This is a genomic window from Stenotrophomonas sp. YJH_SMC_21 (genome assembly GCF_059369555.1).
The window spans coordinates 98,586-116,735 of sequence record NZ_JCAFSU010000007.1 but is presented as its reverse complement, the minus strand read 5'-3'; the positions used below and the strand labels follow the sequence as shown (position 1 = coordinate 116,735).

Genomic DNA, 18,150 nt, shown 5'->3' with positions numbered 1-18,150 from the left:
TGAATCCTGCTGAAAGCGCCGACCGAGGTCGGCAACTACCAAGGCAGCAGGCGCCGGGTCAGCGGAACACCACCGTCGCTTCGGTGCCCTGACCCGGCTCGCTGGCCAGGCTGACTTTCCAGCCGAAGCGATCACACAGCCTGCGTACGATCGACAGGCCCAAGCCGGTACCCTGCGGCCGGCTGGGTTCGGCGCGATAGAACGGTTCGAACGCCCGTGACAGCGCTTCGGGGGACATGCCGATGCCGGTATCGTGCACCACCACCCGGTCGTTGTGCACATGCACGTCGATGCGCCCCTCGTCGGTGTAGCTGCATGCATTGCGCACCAGGTTGCTGACCACCACCTGCAGCACCCGCGGCGGCGCATGCAGCTGCACCGGGCCATCGCTGTGCAGGTGCACCGACACCGGGCGAGCCCCCAGCAGTTCGTTGGCGTTGTCCACTTCATAGCGGACGATGTCGTTGACGTCGAACAGCTCGATCTGCGGTTCGACGTCTGCCTCGCGGGCCAGGATCAGGAACGCATCGATCACCGCTTCCATGTCGCGGCCGGCCCGCTGGATGCGCTGCAGGCTGCGGCGCAGGCGCGGCTGCAGGCTTTCATCACCCAGTGCCATGTCGCTGGCAACGCGGATGACGGTCAGCGGCGTGCGCAGTTCATGGCTGGCATCGCGGGTGAAGTTGCGCTCGCGTGCCACGTGCGCGCTGACCCGGTTGGCCAGCGAGTGCAACGCGGCCGCCAGCTGCCGGGTCTCGCCCTGCATGTCCGCCGGCAGCTTGTTGGGCTCCAGGTCGGCCGCTTCCGGATGCCCCGGGTCCCAGCGTGAGACGCGCCGCGCCAGCCAGTTCACCGGCGACACCAGGCGCTTGGAAGCACGATAGGTGACCCAGCTGGCGCCATACACCGCCAGCAGGGTCAGCAGCACCGGCACGATGCCGAACCAGAACGCCAGCATCTCCGCGCGCGAACGCAGGAATACCAGATACAGGCGGCCGGCCGGGCGCACATCGACCAGCACCAGCTGGTCGTCCCCACGCAGTTCGTGGAAGCCCGGCTCCAGGTTGCGCAGGTTGGCCGGCAACGACAGGGCCGACTGCCCGCTTTCCAGCAGGTAGCCACGGATGTTCTGGGTGTTGGGTGGCGGCTGCACCGGCGAGGCCTCGTGCAGCGTCCAGAAGTACGCCGCCTCCTCACGCAGGGCGGCGCCGACCAGGCTGTGCTTGATCACCAGCGAAACCAGCCACGCACCGAGCAGGATGCCCAGGCTGGCCAGCACTGCCTGCAGGATGAAAGCGATACGGATCTTGCGCGGCAGGCCGTGCGGCATTGCGGGGTCCCGGTCAGAGCGCTGCGATTATAGGCAGCGCACCGCGCCGTTGGGATGCACGGGCGATGACCGGCGGCACTGCCGGACGGTCATCCCCTGCCCGTGTGCCCGGCCGCAGCCCGGCCCGGCCTGCGGCTGCACCGGCGCGAGCCTGCTCAGGCCATCGGCTGGGCGATGTCGGCAATGCGGTAGCCGGCACTCTGCACGGTATGCAGCAGCGGACGGTCGAACGGCTTGTCGATGATCTTGCGCAGGTTGTACAGGTGGCTGCGCAGGGTGTCCGAATCCGGCAGGCCGTTGCCCGAGATCTCGCGTTCGATCTCCTGGCGGGTGACCACGCGCGGCGATTCGCGCATCAGGATGGTCAGCAGGCGCAGGCCGATCGGCGACAGCTGCAGCTCGGTACCGGCACGGGTGGCACGCATGCTGACCGGATCGAGCACCAGGTCGGCAACCTTCAGCACTTCCGAACCGACCTGGCGACGCTCGCGGCGGATCAGCGCGCGCAGGCGGGCTTCCAGCTCCTGGATCGCGAACGGCTTGGTCAGGTAGTCATCGGCGCCGAAACCGAGGCCGGTGAGCTTGTCGTCCAGCGTGTCGCGTGCCGTGAGCATCAGCACCGGGGTGGACTTGCGCGCATCGTTGCGCAGGCGACGGCACACTTCGATGCCATCCAGGCGCGGCAACATCAAGTCGAGCACCACGACGTCATAGCTGTTTTCCGCCGCAAGGCGGTAGCCATCCAGGCCGTCCTGTGCATAGTCGACTTCGAAGCCGCGACCTTCCAGGTATTCCCCGATCATCTCGGAGATGTTGCGGTTGTCTTCGACCACCAGCACCAAGCCGGAGGTCTCCTTCGTCTGACGCATGTGATTCCCTCTAACTTCAGCTTTGTGAAACATGCCGGATCGACGGTGGACGCGATGTGAAGTTCCGTCAAGAGGGATGTAAATCGTTCAGAGCAGGGGGCGCAGCAGCGGCCAGACGTTGTCCAGCACCTTCGGCTGCGCCTGTGCGGTCGGGTGCAGGCCGTCGGCCTGCATCATGCCCGGCTGCAGCGCCACGCCCTCCAGCAGGAAGGGCAGCAGCGGCACCTTGTACTGCGTGGCCAGCGCCTTGTAGGCCGCCGCCAGGCGCTGGCGATAGGCCGGACCGTAGTTGGGCGGCACGTCGATGCCCAGCAGCAGCACCTTGGCACCGGCCTTCTGGCTGGCCTGCACCATCTTTTCCAGGTTGCCCTGCACCTGCGCCGGGGTCAGCCCGCGCAGTGCGTCGTTGCCGCCGAGGGCAATCACCACCACGGCCGGTTTTTCCTTCGCCAGCAGGCCCGGCAGGCGGGTCAGCGCGCCGGCGGTGGTTTCCCCGCTCATGCTGGCGTTGACGATGCGCGCCGGGGTTTTCGACTGCTGCCTGACCCGCTGCTGCAGCAGGCTGACCCAGCCGGCGTCGGCGGGGATATTGTGGGCTGCACTGAGGCTGTCGCCGAGGACCAGCACGGTGCCGGCCGGACCTTTGGCACAGGCCAGCCCGGGCAGCAGCAGGAACCCTAGCAGCAGCACCATCATCACGCCGGCTCGCCGGCTCCATCCCGTCTTGCGCATTGGAGTCTCCTCATCGACAGCCTGTCCCCCCGCAGCGCGCCCGTCGCCATCGCCGTCGACCAAGTCGGCAAGTCCGTGCAGGGCCCGGAGGGTGAAGTCCACATACTGGACAACATCACCCTGACGGTCCATGAAGGCACCAGCGTGGCCATCGTCGGCGCCTCCGGTTCCGGCAAGACCACCCTGCTTGGCCTGCTGGCCGGGCTGGACCTGCCCAGTCACGGCCGCATCGCACTGGCTGGCCAGGACCTGTCGGCGCTGGACGAGGAGGCCCGCGCCCAGCTGCGCGCGCGTGAGGTCGGCTTCGTGTTCCAGAGTTTCCACCTGCTGCCGGCGCTGACCGCCGCCGAGAATGTCGCGCTGCCGCTGGAACTGGCCGGACGCGAAGACCGGGCGCGGGTCGATGAAGTGCTGGCCCAGGTCGGGCTGGCCCATCGCGCCCGCCACTATCCGCGCCAGTTGTCGGGCGGCGAGCAGCAACGCGTGGCATTGGCACGTGCGTTCGTCACCCGCCCGTGCATCCTGTTCGCCGACGAACCGACCGGCTCGCTGGACCACGCCACCGGCCAGCACATCAGCGACCTGCTGTTCGAACTCAACGCCGGCAGCGGCACCACTCTGGTGCTGGTCACCCACGACCTGCGCCTGGCCCAGCGCTGCCAGTACATCCACCGCATCGACAACGGCCGCCTGCTGCCGGTCGAGCGTGGGGCGCAGGCATGAACCTGCTGCGGCATGCGTGGCGCGCGCTGCGCCGCGAGGCGCTGGCCGGTGACCTGCTGACCGTGTTCGCCGCACTGGTGCTGGGCGTGGCGGTGATGACCGCGGTCGGCACGCTGGTGAACCGGGTCAACCTGGCACTGACCGGCAGCGCGGCGGAAATGCTCGGCGGCGACCTCGGCATCGCCGGGCGCGATGACCCGCCGCAGGCATTCGCCGACGAGGCGCAGCGGCGTGGACTGGCCTTCACCCGCATCGCCAGCTTCGGCAGCGTGCTGTTCAACGGTGATGCCAGCCAGATGGCCAGCATCAAGGCGGTGCAGGCGGGCTATCCGCTGCGTGGCACGCTGCGGGTGCGGGCCACACCCGGCGGCGCCCTGGTCGCCGAGGCCGGCATGCCGCCCAAGGGCCAGGCCTATGCCGACCCGCGCCTGCTGCAGGGGCTGGGACTGAAGGCCGGCGACGATCTCGAGTTCGGCGCTGGCACGCTGCGCATCGCCGGCATCATCGAGGCCGAACCGGATACCGGTGGCGACCTGCTGACGCTCTCCCCCACCCTGCTGGTCAACCGCGCCGATGTGGAGGGCACCGGCCTGCTCGGCCCTGGCAGCCGCATCAACTACCGGCTCATGTTCGCCGGCTCCGCCGACCAGGTTGCCGCGTTGCGCCAGTGGCTGCTGCCACAGGTAAAAGGCCTTCGCCTGCTGAGCGTGGACGACACCCAGCGCGGTGTGCGCCAGGCCTTCGATCTGGCCGGGCGCTTCCTCGGCCTGAGCGCGCTGCTGGCGGTATTGCTGGCCGGCGTGGCGACCGCGCTGGCGGCCAACCGTTTTGCCCTGCGCCGCATCGATCAGGTGGCGATCCTGCGCTGCCTGGGCGCGCGCCAGCGCGACATCCTGCTTGGCCTGGCGCTGCAGCTGCTGATGCTGGCGGTGCCGGCCTGTGCGCTCGGCATCGGCCTGGGCATGGCCGCGCAGGAAGGCCTGGTGCAGGTGCTGGGCAGCCTGGTGCCGCAGCGCTTGCCGCTACCCGAGGCAATGCCGGCGCTGACCGGCGCCGGCATCGGCCTGTTGCTGCTGTTCGGCTTCGGCCTGCCGCCGCTGCTGCGCCTGCGCGGGGTGCCGCCGATGCGCGTGCTCAACCGCTCCTTCGCCGCCCTGCCCCCGGCCTCGCTGCTGGCCTACGTAGCAGCGCTGGCGGCCAGCCTGCTGCTGGCGGTGCAGGTGACCGGTGATCTCAAGCTGGCGCTATGGGTGCTGGGCGGCCTGGCCGCGTTGGCGATGGCGGCCGGCGTGGTCGGTTTCGTGCTGCTGCAGCTGCTGCGCGGCCTGCAGCACCGCCTGCACGGCCACTGGCGGCTGGGCCTGGCGGCACTGACCCGGCGCCGGATGCTGGCGGTGATGCAGCTGGTCGGGCTGTCGCTGTCGCTGTGCGCGCTGTTGCTGCTGGCGGTGACCGGCCCCGGCCTGCTGCAGCAGTGGCGCGAACGCCTGCCCGCGGATACGCCGAACTACTTCCTGATCAACATCCAGCCCGAACAGCGCGACAGCGTGCTGGCCACGCTGCGTGGACTGGGCGCCAACGACGCCAGCATCGAACCGATGGCCACCGGCCGCCTGATCGCGATTAACGGCAAGCCGCCGCTGCGCGTGGATCGCTCGCCGGACCAGAGCGGGCAGCCGGCGTCAGGCGAAGCCCAGCGCGATGACGACGACGAGAACCGGCCGTTGAACTTCAGCTGGCGCAGCAGCTTCCCGCCGGCCAACACGCTGATGAACGGCACCTTCTGGGCGCCCGACAGCACGGCGCCGGAGGCGTCGGTTGAAATCGGCTGGGCCAAGCGCTACGGCGTGTATCCGGGCGACCGCATCACCATTGCAGTAGGCGAGCAGGAGCGCGAGTTCACCGTGACCAGTGTGCGCAAGGCCGACTGGAACACCTTCCGGCCGAACTTCTTCGTGCTGCTGAACCCGAACGCGGTGGGCGATACACCGCACAACCTGCTGTCGGCATTCCACCTGCCGGCCGGCAAGGCAGCCGGACTGGGCGAGCTGGTGCGCGCGCAGCCCAACCTGTCGCTGCTGGACGTGGACGCGGTGATCTCGCAGGTGCGCGATGTGATGGAACGGGTGGCACAGGCGGTGCAGCTGGTGATGGTGTTCAGCCTGCTGGCCGGCGTGCTGGTGCTGCTGGCCGCGCTGCAGGCCACGGCGGGCGAGCGTCGCTACGACAGCGCGGTGCTGCGCACGCTGGGCGCGACCCGGCGCCAGCTGCGCGGTGCGGTGCTCGTGGAGTTCGGCGCACTGGGCACGCTGGCCGCGTTGCTCGCGGTGGGCGCGGCGGCCGCCATCGGCGTGGCAGTCTCGCAGAAGGTGTTCGAGCTGCCATTGCTGCCGCCGTGGCCGGGCCTGCTGATCGGCGGCGTGGTCGGCATCGGGCTGAGCCTGCTGGCAGGCTGGTGGGGTACGCGGGCGATCCTGCATACGCCGCCGGCATTGGCGCTGCGCGAGGCCTGAGGCGGCCGTGACACGCTGCGGGTGGGGCCGGCTGTACGCTGCGCGCTCCACCTAAGCGCATCCACACATGGCGTGGGTCTACTGACGAGTGGCCGGGATGATGGACGCCTGTTGCTGGGCCCAGGCCACGGTCGTGCTCATCGCGCGCTGCACGCCCAGAAGCGTTATGAACAGGCAGAGCTCGTCCTTCTCCTCGTTATCCCCTACCCGCTTACGGACTTCGCTGTATTCAGGCGGGCTGTCAAAAATGACGATACGAACGATGTTGCCGCTGGGCAGGTGCTTGGCGGAGAAGATCGGGTTGGCATCGCGATCCTTAGTGCCATCGACGAAGAACGTGTTGTAGTGCGGGCTGCGGAAGTCTTCAATGCGCAGGCTTGCCGCGTTGATTCCCGTCATGAAGTGGTCGTGGATATGCTGCTCAAGACGATCGTAGACCTGCGGATCGGACAGATAGGTATCGAACATCTGGCGTTCTGGAACGACCATCAGCAAGCCTCATTTCCAGGCGTTGGATTTGCAGAGACACCAACCACGTCGTAATCCCCCGGCCAGGCCAGCACCTTCGAACACGGAGACTACGGCGTGGACTTCAGCCGAGGCGCTTCTGCCGCATTCGTGCCGGCGCCGGTTTCCAAACGCGATTCGCGGAACCCGAATTGTAGAAGTCGTCAAGGAGTAGCACGCCCTTCCGCGTGCAGCTCGAAATCGGCAAGGCTGGATGCCAGGAACATCTTCGCGCCGGCTGGGCGGCAGAGGTCGGAGAGTTTCATTGACCGCGATGACAAATGGGTGCGTGGGCCGCCACCCTACCGCATCCGCAAGACCCAGCAAGCGGCCTTGGGGCAAAGTGAGGCTAAATGCGTCATATTTTTGCGCGCAATACCCCATTCCGTCCGGTGCCACGCGCGGACGCCGCGTCAGTCGCCGCGGAAAGCGTGCCGAGCAAGCTCGGCACCTACCAAAAGCACATGACGGCGTTCCCAGTATTCAAGGAACAAGCACATCCACGCATGGCGTGGATCTACTGGGCCTTTTCCACGCACTTGGCGAACACTTCGTCGATCTGCTTGTCCTTCACCTTCTTGCCGGACTGGATCGCTTCGGCCTGGGTGAACAGCGGAATGATCATCGCCATGCCGTCGATCCTGGTCTTCAGGTGCACGCCCGGGGCCTGGGTCAGGAAACCGTCCCAGCGCTGGCGAACCTTGGCCCAGTAGCCGGCGGTGGCCTTCCAGTAGTTGCGCGCCGGGGTGAAGTCGACCTCGGTGGTCTTCACGTAGTCGTTGAAGCCGAACTCGCGTGCGATCTCCACCTGGCTGCCATCGGCGTTGCGCTGCACCTTGGTGTTGAACTGTTCGTGGGTCCAGCCATTGGGCGTGAGCGTGTGGCGGTTGACCACGGCCAGCGCGTTGTAGTCGCTGCGCTTGGTGTACTCACGGCGCGGCAGCGGGCGCCAGCTCAGATCGCTGGTCCAGCTCGGCACGTTGTTGGTGTAGGTCCAGGTGCCGGTGCCGCAGTAGCGCGGTGCGTCGCTCACTTCGTACACGCACTGGGTCCAGGCGCCCTGGTTCACCGCCGTCGGAATACTGCGCACCTTCCAGGTCTGGTCGGCGCTGAACTCGAAACGGTTCGGTGCTTCGTACACCCAGTCCTGGCGCCAGTGCTTGGTGATGTGGCCGCTCTTTTCATCCAGCAGCAGGTGCTGCAGCACGATGCGCTTCGGGGTGTCCTCGACCACGATGACCACTTCACTGCCGCCGCTGCGCATCGCCGGTGCACGCTCGTAGCCCGGCTTCAGCAGCACGGTCTCGTCGAAGGCGAAGTCCACGGTGTACTCACCCTGCATGGCGAGGATGCTGTCGTGGTCGCGGGCGATATCGGAGGGCTGCGCGCTGGCCACGCCGCTGGCGGCGAGCAGCAGCATGGCGCTGGCTGTCTGGAGCTTCATCGGGGTCTTCCTTCGGGGTTGCAGATCATTGAGGGGCCATCCGTGGCCAACGGGCGTTCCATCAGGAGAGGGTCACAGGCGGATCAGCGGCAGGTCGCCGGGAATCTGGGGCGCCGGACGCCGGGCGGCGTCGGCACAGCAGCAGTCGTCGATCGCCAGCTCGCCTTCAGCACCTTCCAGGCGTGCGATGCGGCGCGCGGTGGCCGCGCCCAGCGAGGACAGGGTCGACAGACTGGCGGCCAGCGTGCGTCCGTCGTCGGCGGCATGCAGGCGCAGCGCGCACAGGCGCCAGCGCTGGCCGCCAAGATGGCCGGCCAAACGCCGCCACAGGCGTTCGCCAACGCTCGCCTCGCTATCGTGTTCCGGTCCCGGCGGCAGCGCCGCGACCAGACGGTCCCAGGCCAGGAAATCGCTGTCGGGCAGCAGGTACAGGCGCCACACGCAGCGGCCGCGGCCATCAAGGAAGCACAGGCTTTCGCGCAGGCCCTCGCTGTCCACGCCCTGACAGGCGTGTACGCGTACGGCCTGGCGCCAGCCGCCCAGCTCGTTGCCGTCGGCGTGGTACAGGCACAACACGGTGCCGAGCGTGGCCAGCTGTGCCGGGGTCGGCCAGGCCGCGCTGTTCGGCGCGGCGATGGAGTCATTCCTGCGTGCGGACAGTGCTCGGCTCATGAGGTCACCAGGAAACGGCAAGGCTGGCGGAGAAGGTGCGGCCCGGGCTGCTGAAACGATCGCTCAGTGCGCGATCGGTGATCAGGCTCGGGGTGATCGACGACCATTCGATGTAGCGCTTGTCGGCCAGGTTGAACACGCCGACATTGAAGGTGGCACCCGGCGCGAAGTTCCAGTGCGCCATCAGGTCCAGCACGCCGTAGCCGGCCGGCTGGTAGACGAACGGCGCCGGTGCGTTCGGATTGGTCTGCGCCGCAGGCGGCGGCAGGCGCTTCTTGCGCTGCACGAAGGTACCGGCCAGTTCGACGCCCCAGGTATCGGTGTCGTACATCAGGCCCAGCGTGCCACGCAGCGGATCGACCGAGGCCAGCGGTTCGTCATCGGTCCGGTTGTCACCACGCGACCATGCCAACGCACTGCGCAGCGCCCAGCCCTTCAGTGCCGGGCTCAGTTCGCCGAATTCGATGCCGGCCTTCATTTCCGCGCCATAGATGCGCGCGTCGGCGATGTTCTGCGACTGGAACACGGTCAGACCCTGTGCGTTGCGACCGGTATCGACGTTGGACTGGATGAAATCCTTGTAGTCGTTGTAGTAGCCGCTGACGCTGACGTACGCCGCCGGCGCGATGAAGCGCAGGCCCAGTTCGTAGCCGTCGCTGGTTTCCGGCTTCAGGTCCGGATTGGCGATGGCGGTATAGCGGAAGGCGACGTTGGTCAGACCGATGTTGACGTCGTTGTACGGCGGCGAACGGAAGCCACGTGCATAGCCGGCGAACAGCGACCATTCGTCGGTGAAGCGCCAGACCATGCCCAGCTTCGGCGACACGCTGGTCTTCTTCAGCTGCGCCACGGCCGTGGTCGGGTTGTCTTCGGCGAAGATGCCGTCCACTTCCGGCTTCAGCTCGTAGCGGTCCACGCGCACGCCCGGCACCAGCGACAGCCTGCCATCGGCAAAGCGCATCTCATCCTGTGCATACAGGCCCAGCTCGGTGGTCTTGCTGATCGGGAAGTCACGCACCGGGAAGGTGTCCGGCAGCACCGTGTTGCTGACCACGCCAGCCTTGCTGACCTGATAGCCGTCGCGCTTCTGGCGGATCTCGGTACGGGTGCCTTCGAAACCGTAGGTCAATGCGTGCTCGACGCTGCCGGTGGTGAACGCCTTGTTGAACTGCGCCTGCAGGCCATAGGCATGCTGGTCGAAGGAGAACACGCGGTGGCGGCGGGTGCCGTCGGTGCGGGTCTCGTCGGTCTGCTGCCGGGTTTCGCTGTTCTGCGCGTACACCTGCCAATGCAGGCTGTCGGCGAACGGCTGGTCCAGCGCATCCATCTCGTGGGCGAAGGACACGCGGTTGCGCTTCTGGGTGTCGTGGGACTTCATGCCAGTGGCCGCAGCCATCGCGCCGGGGCGCGGTGCAACGCTGGCGATCGCCGACAGCACATTGGTATCGGTCGTGTCTTCGTTGCCTTCCACGGTCAAGCGGAAGCGCTGGTCCTCGCTGGGTGCATAGACCAGTTTGCTGAGCAGGCTGCGGCCGTCGCGATCCTGCGGATTGGACGCGGTGCGGGTGTCGTTGTCGCTGCGCACCGTGCCCTTGTTGTCCGTTTCCTGGCCCTGGTGATGGTTGACGTTGACCAGGCCGCTCCAGTGGTCGCCACCGAAGGCGGCGGTGGCACCGCCGAGCAGGCCCTTCCACTCACCGTCGTAGCCGAACTTCAGGCCGAAGTAGCTGTTCTTGCCGTCCTTGAGATAGTCGGCCGGGTCTTTGGTCACGAACGCGACCACGCCACCGAGTGCGTCGGAGCCGTACAGCGAGCTGGCCGGTCCACGCACGATCTCGACGCGCTTGAGCGTATCGAGGTCGGTGAAGTTGCGGTTGGAACTGGCGAACGAACCGATGTCGAACCGGGTCGGCATGACGATGCCGTCGGTCTGGATGCGCACGCGGTTGCCGTCCAGGCCACGGATGCGGAAACCATCCAGGCCGAAGCGGGTCGCGCTGCGGGTGACCGACAGGCCCGGCTCGTAGCGCACCAGATCCTTGATGTCCTGCACCAGGTGCCGGTCCATCTGCTCACGGTCGATGACATCCACCGTTGCCGCCACGTCGCTCACCGCCCGCTCGGTGCGGGTGGCAGTGACCTGCACCCGATCGAATTCGCGCGCATCGGGGGCAGCAGTGGCAGCAGCGTGGGCGGACAGCGGCAGCGCCATCCAGACAGCAAGGCAAAGGGCGGTATGGCGGGTCATCTGGGTTCGTTCGGTCAGGCAGGGGAACCCCCGGTTACCGGCACACCCGGAAGGTGCACGCGGTAGACCGAGGGGGAGAGAGCGGGAGCGGACGGGTCGCCCACCCTGTCGGCGCTGCCGGCAGGAGGGAGGGAGGCGGGCGACCAGACCGCGATTACTTGGTCAGGATCAGCTTGTCGTTGCTGGTGTGCCGCAGGCGATAGAAGCGGTCGCCGTGCTGGATCAGGATTTCACGACGGCCCTTGAGCAGGGCTTCGCTGTCGATGACCTCTTCCGGCGGAACGACGCGGACCGGTCGATCGCGGAGGGTCAGCGTTTCGGGGCGCAGCAGTACAGGTTGAGCATTCATGAGCATCTGGACTCGTGCGAGGGACGAGTTAAATGATAATGATTCTCAGTTGACAATCAACAACCATTCTCAATTTCATTGATGGGATTAATGATCGAGTTCCGTAATTCGATAGATCGCATCAATTAAATGGCAGGGCAGGTGTGTAGAGTCGACTGTTAGTCGACTGCTGTTGCTCGAAGCAGTCGGTTATTCGAAGCAGTCGGTTATTCGAAGCAGTCGACTGACAGGCGACTCTACCGTTCCCGTTCCCGTCCCGTTCCCGTCCCGTTCCCTCGGCCGAACCGGCCCGAGCGAGGCCCCCGAGGCCCGGTCGGCCCCGGGGTTCAGGCGAAGACGGCTTCCACCTGCGCCCAGCCGCTCGCGTCGACCTGCTCCAGCACGTCCAGTGCCTGCAGGTTCTGCAGCAGCTGGCTGACCCGGCTGGCGCCGAGGATCACGCTGGAAACGTTCGGGTTGCGCAGGCACCAGGCGATGGCCAGCGTGGCCGGGGCGTGGCCCAGCGCGCGTGCCACCTCGCTGAAGCGCCGCACCTGGCCCAGGCGGGCCCCGGCGTCGGCCCCCAGCACCAGGTCCTGCAACCACTCCATGCCTTCCCGCCCCAGCCGTGCATCGGCCGGAATGCCCTGGTCGTACTTGCCGGTGAGCAGGCCCGACGCCAGCGGCGAGAAGATGGTGGTACCCAGGCCGGCACCGGCATACAGCGGCGCGTACTCGACCTCGACCCGCTCGCGGTGCAGCAGGTTGTACTGCGGCTGCTCCATCGACGGGCCCTGCAGGTTGCGCGCCTCGGCGATGTCCAGCGCCTGCTGGATCTGCACCGCCGACCACTCCGAGGTGCCCCAGTAGAGGATCTTGCCCTGCCGCACCAGGGTGTCCATCGCATGCACGGTCTCGGCGATCGGCGCGTCCGGATCCGGGCGGTGGCAGTAGTAAAGGTCCAGGTAGTCCACCCGCAGGCGCTTGAGTGCAGCGTGGCAGGCGTCGGTCACGTGCTTGCGCGACAGCCCGCGCTGGGTCGGCCGCGGGTCCTTGGCGCTGCCGAAAAACACCTTGCTGGACACGCAGAAACCGTCGCGCGGCAGGCGCAGGTCGGCGATCACGTCACCCATGACCTGTTCGGCACGGCCGTTGGCATAGCCCTCGGCGTTGTCGAAGAAGTTGACACCATGATCCCAGGCGGCGGCCACCAGGTTGCGGGCCTCATCACGCGGGATCTGGTCACCGAAGGTCACCCAGGCGCCGAAGGACAAGGCGGAAATCGGCAGGCCGGTGGAGCCCAGGCGACGGTATTGCATGCGAATCTCCTGCTGCGGGCCCGCATCCGGGCCGGGATCGACCCCCATTCTACCTGCCGCCGCCAGCCGCAAGCCCTTGCCGTTGCTGGCCTGATCGGTACCGTTGGCCGCGCGCACGCTGCTTTTTCTTGCCCCGGCCCCTGCCCTGCACTAGGCTTCCCGTTTTTCGCGACGCCCCAGGGGAGTCACTCACATGGTCGAAGGTTTGGGCAGGATCGGCTTCGGCCTGTTCGGGTTGGCGGTGCTGATCGGCATCACCTGGTTGTTTTCCAATAACAAGCGCGCGGTTGACTGGAAGCTGGTTGCCACCGGTATCACCCTGCAGATCGCCTTCGCGGCGCTGGTGATCCTGGTGCCGGGCGGGCGCGACGTGTTCGACGCGCTGGGCCACGGCTTCGTCAAGGTGCTGAGCTTCGTCAACGAGGGTTCCGGTTTCATCTTCGGCTCGTTGATGGACACCAAGAATTACGGCTTCATCTTCGCCTTCCAGGTGCTGCCGACCATCATCTTCTTCTCGGCGCTGATGGGGGTGATGTACCACCTGAACATCATGCAGGCGATCGTGCGCGTGATGGCGTGGGCGATCACCAAGGTCATGCGTGTATCCGGTGCGGAAACCACCAGCGTCTGCGCCAGCGTCTTCATCGGCCAGACCGAGGCGCCGCTGACCGTGCGCCCGTACATCGCCAGGATGACCCAGTCCGAGCTGCTGACCATGATGATCGGCGGCATGGCACACATCGCCGGCGGCGTGCTGGCGGCCTACGTGGGCATGCTTGGCGGCGGCGACCCAGCGCAGCAGGCCTTCTACGCCAAGCATCTGCTGGCGGCCAGCATCATGGCCGCGCCGGCCACCCTGGTCGTGGCCAAGCTGCTGATCCCGGAAACCGGCACCCCGCTCACCCGCGGCACGGTGAAGATGGAAGTCGAAAAGACCTCCAGCAACATCATCGACGCGGCTGCGGCCGGCGCCGGCGACGGCCTGAAGCTGGCGCTGAACATCGGCGCGATGCTGCTGGCCTTCATCGCCCTGATCGCGCTGCTGAACGCCCCGCTGACCTGGATCGGTGAAGTGACCGGCCTGGCTGCGCAGATCGGCAAGCCGACCAACCTGTCGACCATCTTCGGCTACCTGCTGGCCCCGATCGCCTGGGTGATCGGTACGCCGTGGGCCGATGCCACCACCGTCGGTTCGCTGATCGGCCAGAAGGTCGTGATCAACGAGTTCGTGGCCTACACCGAGCTGTCGCAGATCGTGAACGGCCAGGTGGCTGGCGTCAGCCTGTCCAGCGAAGGTCGCCTGATCGCGACCTACGCGCTGTGCGGCTTCGCCAACTTCAGCTCGATCGCGATCCAGATCGGCGGCATCGGTGGCCTGGCCCCGGAACGTCGCCACGACCTGGCCAAGTTCGGCCTGCGCGCGGTGCTGGGCGGTACCATTGCCACCTTCATGACGGCGACCATCGCCGGCGTGCTGACGCACTTCAGTTGAACCCTTGGTTGAGAAAAGATTCCCTATGAGCAGCAGTGTCGTTGTCGTCGGTTCCTTCAATGTCGATCACGTGTGGCGGTGCGAGTCGCTGCCGGCACCGGGCGCGACCATTGCCGGCCGCTACAGCACCGGCCCCGGTGGCAAGGGCTTCAACCAGGCCGTGGCGGCCTGCCGCGCCGGTGCCGAGACGCACTTCGTGTGCGCGCTGGGCGACGACGCCGGTGGCGCCACCGCGCGCGAACTGGCGGCGCAGGATGGTTTCGGCCTCATCGCCGAAGCCAGCAGCGAACCGACCGGCACCGCCGGCATCTACGTCGATGCCCGTGGCCGCAACACCATCGTGATCGGCCCGGGTGCCAACGCTGCGCTGAGCACCGACTTCCTGCAACAGCAGCAGGCCCTGTTGACCGGCGCCAGGGTGGTGCTGGTGCAGCTGGAATCGCCGGTGCAGACCATCGAAGCGGCACTGGCCACGGCCCGCGAGGCCGGCGTCACCACCGTGCTCAACACCGCACCGGCCGATGCCCCCTCGACCATCGGCCTGCTCAAGCTGGCCGATGTGATCACCCCGAACGAGACCGAGTTCGCTGCCCTGCTCGGCCGCCATGTCGGTGAGCGGGTGGATGCCAACGACGTCGCCGCGCTGGATGGCGCCAGCCTGCACGCGCTGTGCCGCAAGCTGGTCGGCAACGGTACCGTGGTGGTCACCCTGGGTTCGGTGGGCGTGTTCGTGTCGCATGCCGACGAGAACCTGCGCGGCGATACCCAGCCGTACTACCGCGTCGGTGCCGAACAGGTGCAGGCGATCGACACCACCGGTGCCGGTGACGCCTTCAACGGTGCGCTGGCCGCGTCGCTGGCGCAGGTGGCCGACGCCCCGTTCGCCCGCCACGTGCGCTTCGCCAACCAGTTCGCCGGTCGCTCGACCGAGAAGGAAGGCGCTGCAGCGGCGATGCCGCGCTTCACCCCGGCCGACGCCGAAGCAAAGTAGATCCACGCCACGCGTGGATGAAGAAGCCCGGGTGTGCAGACACCCGGGCTTTTCTGTTTGCCTTTCAATGAGGCAGATCCACGCCATGCGTGGATGAACGAGACCGGGCAAGCCGCCGCAGCAGCAGGCCCGCGACGATTGCCAGCAGCGCCACGGCAGCAGCCACCACGCCCAGCGAGGCAAGTCCGAAGCGTTCGATGGCGCCACCTCCCAGCAGCGCGCCCAGGCCGATGCCGGCGTTGGCCGCGGACACATTCAAGGTTCCCGCCAGCGCCTGCGCCTGCGGCGCCGCACGCATCACCCGCACCTGGCACAGCGGGAACAATGCGGTATGCGCCACACCCCACAGGGCCAGTGCGATCAGCACGAACGTGCCGTGGCCGGCAAGGCCGACACTGGCCAGCATGCCCAGCGCCAGCACCGCGCAGAACACCAGGGTCGCACCCAGCGGCGCACGATCGACCCAGCGCCCACCCAGTGCATTGCCGATCAACCCGACAGCTCCGAAGCCCATCAGCCACCAGCCCACCTGTGCCGCCGGTACCTGCATCAGCCGCTCCAGCACATCGGCCAGGTAGGTATAGGCAGCAAACATCGCGGTGAACACCAGCACCGACAGCAGCACATCGCCCAGCAACTGCGGCTGGCGCAGTACTCGTGCCTGTTCGCCCAGCGCGCGCCGCGGTCCGGCCACGGTGTCCGGCATCCACAACGCCAGCGCGCCGGCCATCAACAGTGACAGGGCCGCCAACAGCCAGAAGCTGCCGCGCCAATCGAGGGCGTCGGCGGCCAACGTACCCAGTGGGATACCGAACAGCATTGCGGCGGTGATACCCAGGTAGACCCGCGCGATCGCACGACCGCCCTGCCCTGCAGGGGCCAGCTGCGCAGCAGTCTCACTGGCGGTGCCCCAGAACACCGGCAGGGCCAGTGCCGGCAGCACCCGCGCCAGCGCCAGCAGCCACGGCTGCGTAGCCATCGCGGCCAGCGCGTTGGAACCCGCGAACAACAGCAGGATGGCCACGAACAGGCGGCGCCGGCCGACGTGTGACAGCAGCGCGGTCAACGGTGGCCCGGCCAGCATCACGGTGAACGCGAACAAGGTAACCAGCTGCCCGGCGCGGGCGATGCCCAGACCAAGGTCGCGCGCCAGCGCGGGCAACAGGCCGACGATCAGGAACTCGGTGGTGACGATGACGAAGGCGGACACCGCCAGCAGGACAACCGAAAGGCGTGCGCGGGCGTTTGCGTGGACAGCGGCCGCGGCGGAATCGAGGGAGGACATGGGCGGGCATCAGAACAGGGGCCGCCAGCCTATTTCCTCCCCGGATTCCGATTGCTGCTATGTTTTCCATCGATTCCGGACAGAAATTCCCCATGCTTCCCACCGAGCGCCTGCGCGGCATCGAGGCCTTCGTCGCCACCGCCGATGCCGGCAGCTTCACCGCCGCCGCCGAACGCCTGCACCTGACCAGTTCGGCGGTGGGCAAGACCATCGCACGGCTGGAGGCACGCCTGGGCGCGCGGTTGTTCGAACGCAGCACGCGCCGCCTTCGCCTGACCGAGGCCGGTGAGGGCTTCTACCGCACCTGCGTGCGGGTGCTGGGCGAGCTGGCCGATGCCGAGTCGGTGCTGGTCTCGCACGCAGACGCGCCCGTGGGCCGCCTGCGGGTGGATGCGCCGGCCACCTTCGGGCGCCTCAAAGTCTGGCCGTTGCTGCTGCAGCTGGCCGCAGAGTTTCCACAGTTGCATCCGCAGGTGACCTTCAGCGACCGCTTCAGCGACCTCGCCGAGGACGGCGTCGACCTCGCCGTGCGCATCGGCGGTCCCGAGCCGCTGCCCGCCACGCTGGGCAGCCGCCTGCTCGGTTACGAATGCCTGCGCTTCTGCGCCTCCCCGGCCTACCTGCTTCGGCATGGCCAGCCCCGCTCGGCCGCCGAGCTGGCCGGGCATGACGGTGTGCTGTTCGGACGCGCGGACGGCAGCATCGGGCCGTGGCAGGTGGCCGATGGCAGGCAGCGCAGTACACCGCTGCAGGCCCGCGCGCGCCTGGTGGTTGGCAGCGCCGAGGCCCAGGTGGCGGCGGTCGAGGCCGGCTTCGGCATCGCGCAGCTGGCCACCTGGCTGGTCGATGACGCGCTGGCGCGCGGCAGCCTGGTCTCGATCCTGCCGTCACTGGACTGCCGCGGCCTGCCGCTGCGCCTGCTGTGGCCGCAGGGCCGGCAACGGCTGCCACGCGTGGACGTGGCCCTGGACCGTCTCGGCGCCGGGTTGCAGATCGATCCGCCGCGCTGAGCGAAGCGCCATCGGCGGCGGTCGCATCGAACAGCTGCGACTGCCGGTCGCATTGCCCGCATCCCGCCCCTCACCCACCATCCGCGCAGCGTTTCAGCGTGGGCAGGACATGGACGGATTCCCCTGGTTGCTGGTTGCCGCCGCCGGTAGTGCCATCGCAGCCTTGCTGCATATCGGCTGCATTGCCTTCGGCGCCGCGTGGTACAGGTACTTCGGTGCTGGCCAGCGCATGGTCCGGCTGGCACAGGCCGGGCATTGGTGGCCGCCGCTGATGACCGCCGGCATCACTGCCGTGCTGGTGGCCTGGACGCTGTACGCACTGGCAGCCGCGGGCTGGCATTCGCAGCTGCCGGCCAGCCGTCTGGTCCTGTCGGGCATCGCCCTGCTGTTGCTGCTGCGCGCGGCGATGGGCTTCGGGCTGGCCCTGCTCCGGCCCGGCTACAACGGCCGGCGCTTCTGGGTGGTCAGTTCAGTGGTCTGCCTCAGCCTGGGGCTGGCCTTCGCGCTGGGTACCGGCCAGGCCTGGCAGAGCCTGGGGTAGCCGCCCACCATCGCCCGCCCGTGGGGGCGGCGGAAGCAACCGTCAAGCATCTGCTGATGCCGGTACGGCATGAGGTCGGTGCCGATCGGCCTGAACCGGACCGCGCCCGACGCGGCCGTACCGCCGCGCGCGCCCTACAATGGGCG

At 67.7% G+C, this 18,150-nt stretch carries 16 protein-coding genes; 6 read left to right on the top strand and 10 right to left on the bottom strand.

The genetic code is table 11. The features are described 5' to 3' along the window. Positions 1 to 58 precede the first annotated feature (58 nt). From AC5P67_RS11730 to AC5P67_RS11720, 3 genes are all read right to left on the bottom strand, one after another. Positions 59 to 1,330, bottom strand: coding sequence for a sensor histidine kinase (locus tag AC5P67_RS11730; RefSeq protein WP_495214717.1), 1,272 nt, complete (start codon positions 1,328 to 1,330; stop codon positions 59 to 61). Between the two features lie 155 nt (positions 1,331 to 1,485). After that, a complete protein-coding gene (locus AC5P67_RS11725; RefSeq protein ID WP_495214716.1) occupies positions 1,486 to 2,199 on the bottom strand; it encodes a response regulator transcription factor in 714 nt (237 codons plus the stop codon). An 87-nt stretch (positions 2,200 to 2,286) separates the two neighbouring features. After that, positions 2,287 to 2,931, bottom strand: coding sequence for an arylesterase (locus AC5P67_RS11720; RefSeq protein ID WP_483003331.1), 645 nt, complete (start codon positions 2,929 to 2,931; stop codon positions 2,287 to 2,289). Between the two features lie 75 nt (positions 2,932 to 3,006). On the opposite strand from AC5P67_RS11720, the gene AC5P67_RS11715 reads away from it, so the two are divergent. Continuing rightward, a complete protein-coding gene (locus tag AC5P67_RS11715) occupies positions 3,007 to 3,654 on the top strand; it encodes an ABC transporter ATP-binding protein (protein ID WP_109337971.1) in 648 nt (215 codons plus the stop codon). Beyond that, on the top strand, positions 3,651 to 6,167 hold the full coding sequence (locus AC5P67_RS11710; RefSeq protein ID WP_109337972.1) for an ABC transporter permease: 2,517 nt from the start codon (positions 3,651 to 3,653) through the stop codon (positions 6,165 to 6,167). Before AC5P67_RS11715 ends, AC5P67_RS11710 begins: the two co-directional genes overlap by 4 nt. Positions 6,168 to 6,245: 78 nt before the next feature. Here the strand turns inward: AC5P67_RS11710 and AC5P67_RS11705 are convergent, their stop codons facing one another. The 6 genes from AC5P67_RS11705 to AC5P67_RS11680 form a co-directional block, all read right to left on the bottom strand. Then, the gene (locus tag AC5P67_RS11705) at positions 6,246 to 6,662 is read right to left on the bottom strand and encodes a hypothetical protein (protein ID WP_087802802.1); all 417 of its coding nucleotides are present in this window, start codon (positions 6,660 to 6,662) and stop codon (positions 6,246 to 6,248) included. Between the two features lie 529 nt (positions 6,663 to 7,191). Continuing rightward, entirely contained in the window at positions 7,192 to 8,118 is a 927-nt protein-coding gene (locus tag AC5P67_RS11700) for a DUF6607 family protein (RefSeq protein ID WP_099472857.1), read from the bottom strand. Positions 8,119 to 8,190: 72 nt separating this feature from the next. Next, entirely contained in the window at positions 8,191 to 8,790 is a 600-nt protein-coding gene (locus tag AC5P67_RS11695; protein WP_005408118.1) for a ChuX/HutX family heme-like substrate-binding protein, read from the bottom strand. A 4-nt stretch (positions 8,791 to 8,794) separates the two neighbouring features. Continuing rightward, positions 8,795 to 11,038, bottom strand: coding sequence for a TonB-dependent hemoglobin/transferrin/lactoferrin family receptor (locus AC5P67_RS11690; protein ID WP_349675289.1), 2,244 nt, complete (start codon positions 11,036 to 11,038; stop codon positions 8,795 to 8,797). Positions 11,039 to 11,192: 154 nt separating this feature from the next. Then, positions 11,193 to 11,387 (bottom strand): hemin uptake protein HemP, encoded by a 195-nt coding sequence (gene hemP, locus AC5P67_RS11685; RefSeq protein ID WP_005412278.1) that lies wholly within the window; start codon positions 11,385 to 11,387, stop codon positions 11,193 to 11,195. A 326-nt stretch (positions 11,388 to 11,713) separates the two neighbouring features. Continuing rightward, a complete protein-coding gene (locus AC5P67_RS11680; RefSeq protein WP_044571190.1) occupies positions 11,714 to 12,685 on the bottom strand; it encodes an aldo/keto reductase in 972 nt (323 codons plus the stop codon). A gap of 193 nt (positions 12,686 to 12,878) precedes the next feature. Here AC5P67_RS11680 and AC5P67_RS11675 point away from each other — a divergent pair, with 193 nt between their 5' ends. Together AC5P67_RS11675 and AC5P67_RS11670 are read left to right on the top strand one after the other, a co-directional pair. Then, a complete protein-coding gene (locus tag AC5P67_RS11675) occupies positions 12,879 to 14,177 on the top strand; it encodes a NupC/NupG family nucleoside CNT transporter (RefSeq protein ID WP_005408115.1) in 1,299 nt (432 codons plus the stop codon). 25 nt (positions 14,178 to 14,202) lie between these two features. Next, the gene (locus AC5P67_RS11670) at positions 14,203 to 15,168 is read left to right on the top strand and encodes a ribokinase (RefSeq protein ID WP_005408114.1); all 966 of its coding nucleotides are present in this window, start codon (positions 14,203 to 14,205) and stop codon (positions 15,166 to 15,168) included. A gap of 64 nt (positions 15,169 to 15,232) precedes the next feature. Here AC5P67_RS11670 and AC5P67_RS11665 read toward each other — a convergent pair whose 3' ends face one another. Further along, positions 15,233 to 16,453 carry an MFS transporter gene (locus AC5P67_RS11665; RefSeq protein ID WP_109337973.1) on the bottom strand — a complete coding sequence of 407 codons (1,221 nt, stop codon included), beginning with the start codon at positions 16,451 to 16,453 and terminating at the stop codon, positions 15,233 to 15,235. A 92-nt stretch (positions 16,454 to 16,545) separates the two neighbouring features. On the opposite strand from AC5P67_RS11665, the gene AC5P67_RS11660 reads away from it, so the two are divergent. After that, positions 16,546 to 17,463, top strand: a complete 918-nt coding sequence (locus tag AC5P67_RS11660; protein WP_005408112.1) for a LysR family transcriptional regulator — start codon at positions 16,546 to 16,548, stop codon at positions 17,461 to 17,463. A gap of 109 nt (positions 17,464 to 17,572) precedes the next feature. Continuing rightward, positions 17,573 to 18,004 (top strand): hypothetical protein, encoded by a 432-nt coding sequence (locus AC5P67_RS11655; protein WP_111118156.1) that lies wholly within the window; start codon positions 17,573 to 17,575, stop codon positions 18,002 to 18,004. Positions 18,005 to 18,150: the final 146 nt, after the last annotated feature.